The organism is Pseudomonas sp. NPDC085632, assembly GCF_044541255.1.
Lineage (GTDB): Bacteria > Pseudomonadota > Gammaproteobacteria > Pseudomonadales > Pseudomonadaceae > Aquipseudomonas.
On record NZ_JBITSX010000085.1, the window covers coordinates 1 to 8,413 of the forward strand.

An 8,413-nucleotide genomic window follows, 5' to 3' on the forward strand; every position below is an offset into this window, starting at 1 on the left:
GTAGGTAGCATGCCCGACTCGAACGGTTCGTTTTTGCTGCGGCCCCAGGCTTTTGACCCGAGGAGGCTGGAAACGCCAAGCATGAAGGCGCAGAGGCCGACGACACCCAGAAGGAAAATGGCAAAGCCCCAGTTGTGGGCCATGAGTCCTGTCGCTTCGGGCATGCTGGTAATCCTTAACAGAGAGCAAAGGTCTCTGAGCTTGATAAAGAAATAGGCAGTGACGATATGTCGCAGCAATCAATCGCGCTGATTTTATGGCTAAACACCCTGCAAGTAAAATTCCTATAGCGAAATTATTTATTGGAATAAGGACATAGCGCATCTCCAATGCCCTGCAGCCCATGCGTAGCGGGCATTAGGCGGGTTTATGCAAATAATGTTTTGTAGGGAATGTAACGAACATAGTTGCGGCTAAATGATAATTGATATCGTTTGGAGTGGTTTTGTAACTGTTTAACGGGATGTCAGTTGGGAAGTTGTCTTACTTGCACGTTACTGCAAGTAGCGACGGCGCCCGTTTTAGCGGATTTTTCTGACGGTTGTACCGCTCTGGATCAATGTTTTCTCCAAACGACGCCGATCTCTGTAGGAGCTGCCGAAGGCTGCGATCTTTTGATCCTGCTTTTGATTCTGAAAAAACAAAGTCAAAAGATCGCAGCCTTCGGCAGCTCCTACAGGGGAAGGTTTGTTTTCTGGGCACAAAAAAACGCCCCGAACCAGTCGGGGCGTCAGTTTTGCGGCTCTGCGGTTAGCTTTCTATCCGATCCGCAAAGGCCGTTTGCTCAGCGAAGCCGAATCAGTGGAACTGTTCTTCTTCAGTCGAACCGGTCAGTGCGGTTACCGACGACGAGCCACCTTGAATCACGGTGGTCATGTCGTCGAAGTAGCCGGTGCCCACTTCCTGCTGGTGAGCCACGAAGGTGTAACCCTTGGCGGCGTCAGCGAACTCCTGCTCTTGCAGCTTCACGTAGGCAGTCATGTCGTTGCGGGCGTAGTCGTGCGCCAGGTTGAACATGCTGTGCCACATGTTGTGGATGCCGGCCAGGGTGATGAACTGGTGCTTGTAGCCCATGGCGGACAGTTCGCGCTGGAACTTGGCGATGGTCGCGTCGTCCAGGTTTTTCTTCCAGTTGAAGGAAGGCGAGCAGTTGTACGACAGCAGTTGGTCCGGGTATTCCTTTTTGATCGCTTCGGCGAAGCGACGAGCCTCGTCCAGATCCGGCTTGGCGGTTTCGCACCAGATCAGGTCGGCGTATGGCGCGTAAGCCAGGCCACGGGCGATGGCTTGATCGAGGCCGGCACGTACCTTGTAGAAACCTTCCTGAGTGCGCTCGCCAGTCACGAACGGCTGGTCGTACGGGTCGCAATCGGAGGTCAGCAGGTCAGCGGCGTTCGCGTCGGTACGGGCCAGAATGATGGTCGGGGTACCGGCAACGTCAGCAGCCAGACGCGCAGCGGTCAGCTTCTGTACGGCTTCCTGAGTTGGAACCAGTACCTTGCCGCCCATGTGACCGCATTTTTTCACGGAAGCCAGTTGGTCTTCGAAGTGAACGCCGGCGGCGCCTGCTTCGATCATGCTCTTCATCAGTTCGTAAGCGTTGAGTACGCCGCCGAAACCGGCTTCAGCGTCAGCCACGATCGGCGCGAAGTAGTCGATGTAGCCATCGTCGCCCGGGTTCTTGCCGGCTTTCCACTGGATCTGGTCAGCACGACGGAACGAGTTGTTGATGCGCTTGACCACGGTTGGCACCGAGTCCACCGGGTACAGCGACTGGTCCGGGTACATGGATTCTGCGGAGTTGTTGTCCGCAGCCACTTGCCAGCCCGACAGGTAGATCGCCTGGATACCGGCTTTAACCTGTTGAACAGCCTGGCCGCCGGTCAGGGCGCCCATGCAGTTGACGAAATCTTTCTCAGGACGGAAGGACGGCTTGGCACCCTGGGTGACCAGGTTCCACAGCTTGTCGGCGCCCATTTTTGCAAAGGTGTGCTCAGGTTGAACCGAGCCACGCAGACGGACGACGTCAGCAGCGGAGTAAGTGCGTGTCACGCCTTTCCAGCGCGGGTTTTCAGCCCAGTCTTTTTCGAGGGCTGCAATTTGCTGTTCGCGTGTCAGTGCCATGGAGATAAACCTCGTCGCGTCTTTTATGAAAAGTTGTTCTGCGGTGGAAAATTCCTGCGCTCGCTGACCAGAAGCTTAGGTGGTCAAGTCGGATTCGGCGGGGTAGACGACGGGATGAACGATGGGCTCGAGGGGAAGTGAGCAGGTAGTGGCGGACTGCGGGCGCATTCGGGCGTCGTGGGCCTCTATACGGTCTACAGTGTGGAGCCGGGTTACCTAATTACGCTTCCGTCCCTCGGGACAACTTCGTTCCAGTCGGCAACCTCGTCAAACACACCTTGTGGGCGGTACAGACACGAAACGGTTCGCGGGGTAGGTGCGAACATCGCTTCGAAGGCCCTTGCCAGGGCCTCTGATTAGCGGGAGCGAGGCCATCATGCCTTCGCTTTTTTGCCTCGTCAAACGTTTTGTAGTGCTTTTTTTCAAGCACTACATCTTTCGTCTAATACGACTAATCAGTCAGTTTTTGGTGCTTTAGTCCAGTGTGTCGACTTTGACCCGCAAGGTCATGTCATCCCGGCCTTGAGTCGAGTAGCTGCGGGTCAGGCCCTGTTTATCAGCCTGGGTCTGGCTGTTGACGCCGGCGAGGGTGATCCATTCGCCGAGGCGTCCGCTGACCGTTGTGTCGGTACTTTGTACGTTCACTACATCGGAACGTTCCTGGCTCATTCGGTCATTGTTGGTAGTGATCGCCAGGTGAACGGTGTCACCGGTGACGCTGGCGGTGACGTAAAACCCTCGAGTAACGTTGCGGTATTGGGTCTGGCTGCTGTAATCGCCGTAGGAGTTGCTCTGGCTGCTGGTGATCGGCACGCTTTGTCCTACTTGGATCAGCGCCGGCATGCCTTCGCTGGCTTGCACCTGTTGCACGCCGCCGTTACGGCTGGTGGTGCTGCGGCTGATGATGCGGGTCTGACTTGGCTGTGCGCCATTGACCGAATAACCCTCGTCGCCCCGGCCATTGTTTTCGTTGGTGTCGACGGTGATCAGCAGGCGTTTGGGCGCGGTGTCGAGTTGGGTGATCAGTGCCTTGAGTTCCTGAATCTTGTCTGGCTCGGCCTTGATGATCAGTTGATTGCCGTAGGCGCTGACCTGACCGTCCTTGCCGAGGAAGTCTTGCGCCATCGGCAGCATGTCGGTGCTGGTGCGGTAATTGAGAGGCACGATTTCTGTGGCTGCCATCACCGAAAAACTGCAACCGAGCAGCAGGGTGGTGAGCAGGGTGCGTAGGGACATGTCCGTTATCTCCGCTTTCGAAAGGCTTGATATTGCCAGTTTGTCGGCCTGGGGTGGGGCAAGTTGAATCGTAGACAGCAAAACGCCCCGGCATCGTTGGGTGTCGGGGCGTTTTACATGATCGTTCCCACGCTCTGCGTGGGAATGCAGCCAGTGACGCTCTGCGTCAAATGCCGCAAGGGACGCGGAGCGTCCCGAGAGGCATTCCCACGCAGAGCGTGGGAACGATCGGGGAGGGGTTCAAGCCGAATGGCGAACCATGTCGACATGCGGAATCCCGGCTTCGAGGAACTCCTCACTGACCAGGCTGAAACCCAGGCGCTCATAGAACGCCGTGGCTTGCACCTGAGCGCTGAGCATCTGCTGCTTCAGGCCACGTTCTTCGGCTTCAGCAATCACCGCTTGCATCAGCGCATCACCCACCTTCATCCCGCGCCAGTCTTTCAGCACCGAAACGCGGCCAATGTGCCCGTCAGGCAACAGGCGCGCAGTGCCGATCGGGAAGTCGCCTTCAAACGCCAGAAAATGCACGGCGGTCGCGTCATCCGCGTCCCATTCCAGCTCAGGTGGCACCGATTGCTCGGCGATGAACACCGTTTCACGAATGCGCCGGATCTCGGCGATGTCCTTCTGCCAGTCTGCGACACGAACGCGAATCTTATTCATCGGCGAACCCCAGGCTCCCTTGCTTGACCAACTGGCACAGCAGGCTGCAAGCGTCTTCGTCGTTCAGCCACTCACCGAGGTTGTCGGTGTGCAGTGCGTCAGCAGCGCAGATCAGCTTCAGCAGTTCGCGCAGTTTGCCCGGCAGGTAACGGCTCTGGCCGCTGGCGAACAGCAGCAGGTCGTCATCGACTTCCGACCAGGCCAGGCGCGCACTCGGGTTGCGGATCAGAATGGCGCCATCCTGCAGGGCGGCGAGGAAATCTTCTTCTTCGATGTCTTCCGGGCCGGCCACCAGTTCTGGGTAGCGCGGCTCGGTCATGTACTGGCCGAACCAGGTCAGCAGCAGGCGCTCGTCGCTCATGTGCTCGGCGAGCAGGGCTTTCAGGCGATCCAGTGCATCGTGTTGAATCTGGTGTGGATCGGCTGCTGGCTGTGCGTCGGCGTCGGTGTAGCGCTCTTCGTCAGTCAGGAACTGGCTGAGGAAGTCAGTGAAGTGAGTCAGCACTTCGGAAGCGCTTGGTGCGCGGAAACCGACCGAGTAGGTCATGCAGTTATCGACCGCGACGCCGCAGTGAGCCAAGCGCGGTGGCAGGTAGAGCATGTCGCCTGGTTCCAGCACCCACTCTTCGGTTTCGTGGAATTCAGCGAGGATGCGCAGGTCCGCATGTTGCAGCAGCGGGCTTTCGGAGTCGCACATCTGGCCGATTTTCCAGTTGCGCTTGCCGTGGCCTTGCAGCAGGAACACGTCGTAGTTGTCGAAGTGCGGACCAACACTGCCACCCGGGGCGGCGAAGCTGATCATCACGTCGTCGACGCGCCAGCTCGGCAGGAAACGGAAGTTTTCCAGCAGTTCGCTGACTTCCGGGACGAACTGGTCGACCGCTTGCACCAGCAGGGTCCACTCTTTTTCCGGCAATTTGCTGAACTCGTCTTCAGCGAACGGGCCGCGACGCAGTTCCCATGGGCGCTCGCCGTGCTCGATCACCAGACGCGATTCGACTTCTTCTTCCAGGGCCAGGCCGGCCAGTTCGTCGGCGTCGATCGGACTTTCGAAGTCAGGAATTGCCTGACGGATCAACAGTGGCTTTTTCTGCCAGTAGTCGCGCAGGAATTCGCGCGCCGTGATGCCGCCCAGAAGTTGAAGAGGAATATCGGAATTCATATGTAACCTATTGAAAAAAAGCACTTTTCAGACGGGAATAAAAACGCCCGGCGCGGCCGGGCGTCTCAAACGGGTCAAGCGGTCGATCAGATGCGTTTGGCTTGCGCTACAGCGTTGCCGATGTAGTTGGCCGGGGTCAGTTGCTTGAGCTCGGCTTTCGCTTCGGCAGGCATGTCCAGACCATCGATGAAAGTCTGCAGCGCTTCAGGGCTGATGCCCTTGCCACGGGTCAGTTCTTTCAACTTCTCGTACGGATTTTCGATGTTGTAACGGCGCATCACGGTCTGGATCGGCTCGGCCAATACTTCCCAGCAAGCGTCGAGGTCGGCAGCAATCTTCTGAGCGTTCAGCTCAAGTTTGCTGATGCCTTTGAGGCTGGCTTCGTAGGCAATCACGCTGTGGGCGAAGCCGACACCGAGGTTGCGCAGGACGGTGGAGTCGGTCAGGTCGCGCTGCCAGCGGGAAATCGGCAGTTTGCTCGCCAGGTGCTGGAACAGTGCGTTGGCGATGCCCAGATTGCCTTCGGAGTTTTCGAAGTCGATCGGGTTGACCTTGTGCGGCATGGTCGACGAACCGATTTCGCCAGCGATGGTGCGCTGCTTGAAATAACCCAGGGAGATGTAGCCCCAGATGTCACGGTCGAAGTCGATCAGGATGGTGTTGAAGCGCGCGATCGCGTCGAACAGCTCGGCGATGTAGTCGTGCGGTTCGATCTGCGTGGTGTACGGGTTGAAGCCCAGGCCCAGCTCGTCTTCGATGAAGGCGCGGGCATTGGCTTCCCAGTCGATCTGCGGGTAGGCCGACAGGTGCGCGTTGTAGTTGCCGACAGCGCCGTTGATCTTGCCCAGCAGCGGCACGGCAGCGACTTGAGCAATTTGACGCTCGAGACGGTAAACCACGTTCGCCAGCTCTTTACCCAGAGTGGTCGGCGAGGCTGGTTGGCCGTGAGTGCGCGACAGCATCGGCACGTCAGCGAAACGGATGGCCAGCTCGCGGATGGCTTCGGCAGTCTGGCGCATCAGCGGCAGCATCACCTCGTCACGGCCTTCGCGCAGCATCAGGGCGTGGGACAGGTTGTTGATGTCTTCGCTGGTGCAGGCAAAGTGGATGAACTCGCTGACATTGGCCAGCTCCGGCAGCTTGGCCGCCTGCTCTTTGAGCAGGTATTCGATCGCCTTGACGTCGTGGTTGGTGGTGCGCTCGATCTCTTTGACGCGCTCGGCGTGCTCCAGCGAGAAGTTTTCAGCCAGTTCATTGAGAACGGCGTTGGCCTCGGCGGAGAAGGCTGGCACTTCAGGGATGCCAGCGTGGGCGGCCAGGCGCTGGAGCCAGCGCACTTCAACCAGAACACGGGCACGGATCAGACCGTACTCGCTGAAAATCGGGCGCAGGGCCTGGGTTTTGCCGGCGTAGCGGCCGTCAACAGGGGAAACCGCAGTGAGCGAAGAAAGCTGCATGGGGTGTTCTCGGACAGTCGGGCAACGAAATGGGGCGCGTATCATACATGAAAAAATCCGCCGGTCCGTTGCCAACTGACCGGCGTATTACGCGTTACAGACTACAAAGCTTTTATTGCGCGGCGTTTACTCGCTGCGCATCAACGGATACAGCTCTTTGAGCAGCTTGCGCCGGCTCACCACCAACTGCCAGCGATGGCCGCCGAGCTGCCGCCACAGGCGCGCCGAACGAATGCCGGCGAGGAGCAGGGCGCGAATCTTCGAGGCATTGCTCGGTTGCTGCAGGTTGCGCATGTCGCCGTGCACCTGAATGCGTTGGCGCAGCGTGCTCAGGGTGTCCTGATACAGCGCGCCGCAAGCCGCCACCACGTTTTCGTGGGCCGGGCCGAAATGCTCGACCTGCGACTGGATCTGCGGCAAACGCTTGCCGATGGTGTCGAGCATGTCGTTGCGCTTGGCCAGTTGACGTTCCAGGCCGAGCATCGACAGTGCATAACGCAGCGGCTCGCGTTGCAGCGTGCTCGGATCACGTTCAAGGGCGCCAATCAGCGCGCGGTAGCCTTCGCGCAGATTGAGGTCATCGCCGCCGTACACGTCCAGCGTGTCTTTCGGGTCGCGCACCAACAGGCTGCCGAGCATGCAGGTCAGGCCGGCCTCGCTGGTCTGGCCGGTCTTGGCGATCCGGTCGACCAGCACGGCGGCGAGAAACACACCGCCCAGCGCCGTCAGTTGTTCCTGAGTCGGGCTCATGCCTGGCCGCTCCACGGCTCGGCCACTTCGATCACGCCGCCACCGAGGCAGATTTCACCGTCGTAGAACACCACCGATTGGCCCGGTGTTACCGCGCGTTGCGGTTCGTCGAACACAGCGCGGTAGCCGCTGGCGGTTTTTTCCAGGGTGCAGGCTTGATCGCTCTGGCGATAACGCACCTTGGCGGTCAGGCGCAGCGGCTGGCTCAGATCGATCGGGTTGACCCAATAGATTTCCGACGCGAGCAGGGCGCCGGAGAACAGCCACGGATGGTTGTTGCCTTGGCCGACGATCAGCTCGTTGGTGTCCAGATCCTTGCGCAGCACGTACCACGGCTCATCGCCGGCGTCCTTCAAACCGCCGATGCCAAGGCCCTGGCGCTGACCGATGGTGTGGTACATCAAGCCGTGGTGACGGCCGATGACGTCGCCTTCGGTGGTCTTGATCTCGCCCGGTTGCGCCGGCAGGTATTGCTTGAGGAAGTCGCTGAAACGACGCTCGCCGATGAAGCAGATTCCGGTGGAATCCTTCTTCTTGGCGGTCGCCAGCTCGTATTTCTCGGCAATCGCACGAACTTCAGGTTTCTCCAGTTCGCCGACCGGGAACAGGGTCTTGGCGATCTGTTCGCCGCCAACGGCGTGCAGGAAGTAGCTCTGATCCTTGTTCGGGTCGAGGCCTTTGAGCAGCTCAGTGCGGCCATCGATGTCGCGGCGGCGCACGTAGTGGCCGGTGGCGATCAGGTCGGCGCCGAGCATCATGGCGTAGTCGAGGAACGCCTTGAACTTGATCTCGCGGTTACACAGGATGTCCGGGTTCGGCGTGCGACCGGCCTTGTACTCGGCGAGGAAGTGCTCGAACACGTTGTCCCAGTACTCGGCGGCGAAGTTGGCGGTGTGCAGCTTGATGCCGATCTTGTCGCAGACAGCCTGGGCATCCGCCAGATCGTCCATGGCGGTGCAGTATTCCGTTCCGTCGTCTTCTTCCCAGTTCTTGATGTGCAGGCCTTCGACTGCGAGGC

7 protein-coding genes and 1 pseudogene are annotated in these 8,413 nt (G+C 59.1%); all 8 read right to left on the bottom strand.

Going from position 1 to position 8,413, the window contains the following annotated elements:
* Positions 1-164: pseudogene (locus ACIF4X_RS28550) on the bottom strand (NADH-quinone oxidoreductase subunit A); the annotation flags it as partial.
* 634 nt (positions 165-798) lie between these two features.
* Entirely contained in the window at positions 799-2,124 is a 1,326-nt protein-coding gene (gene aceA, locus ACIF4X_RS28555) for an isocitrate lyase (RefSeq protein WP_007920195.1), read from the bottom strand.
* A 474-nt stretch (positions 2,125-2,598) separates the two neighbouring features.
* Positions 2,599-3,360 (bottom strand): secretin N-terminal domain-containing protein, encoded by a 762-nt coding sequence (locus tag ACIF4X_RS28560; protein WP_236431041.1) that lies wholly within the window; start codon positions 3,358-3,360, stop codon positions 2,599-2,601.
* A gap of 240 nt (positions 3,361-3,600) precedes the next feature.
* Positions 3,601-4,026 (bottom strand): GNAT family N-acetyltransferase, encoded by a 426-nt coding sequence (locus tag ACIF4X_RS28565; protein ID WP_034155132.1) that lies wholly within the window; start codon positions 4,024-4,026, stop codon positions 3,601-3,603.
* The gene (locus ACIF4X_RS28570; protein WP_064117792.1) at positions 4,019-5,188 is read right to left on the bottom strand and encodes a cupin domain-containing protein; all 1,170 of its coding nucleotides are present in this window, start codon (positions 5,186-5,188) and stop codon (positions 4,019-4,021) included. The genes ACIF4X_RS28565 and ACIF4X_RS28570 overlap by 8 nt, the downstream gene beginning before the upstream one ends.
* An 86-nt stretch (positions 5,189-5,274) precedes the next feature.
* Complete coding sequence (gene purB / locus ACIF4X_RS28575; RefSeq protein WP_397484623.1) at positions 5,275-6,645, bottom strand: adenylosuccinate lyase; 1,371 nt, start codon at positions 6,643-6,645, stop codon at positions 5,275-5,277.
* Positions 6,646-6,771: 126 nt separating this feature from the next.
* Positions 6,772-7,395 carry a high frequency lysogenization protein HflD gene (hflD, locus tag ACIF4X_RS28580; RefSeq protein ID WP_397484624.1) on the bottom strand — a complete coding sequence of 208 codons (624 nt, stop codon included), beginning with the start codon at positions 7,393-7,395 and terminating at the stop codon, positions 6,772-6,774.
* The coding region (gene mnmA, locus ACIF4X_RS28585; RefSeq protein ID WP_397484625.1) for a tRNA 2-thiouridine(34) synthase MnmA at positions 7,392-8,413 on the bottom strand (1,022 nt) is incomplete at its 5' end. The genes hflD and mnmA, both read right to left, overlap by 4 nt.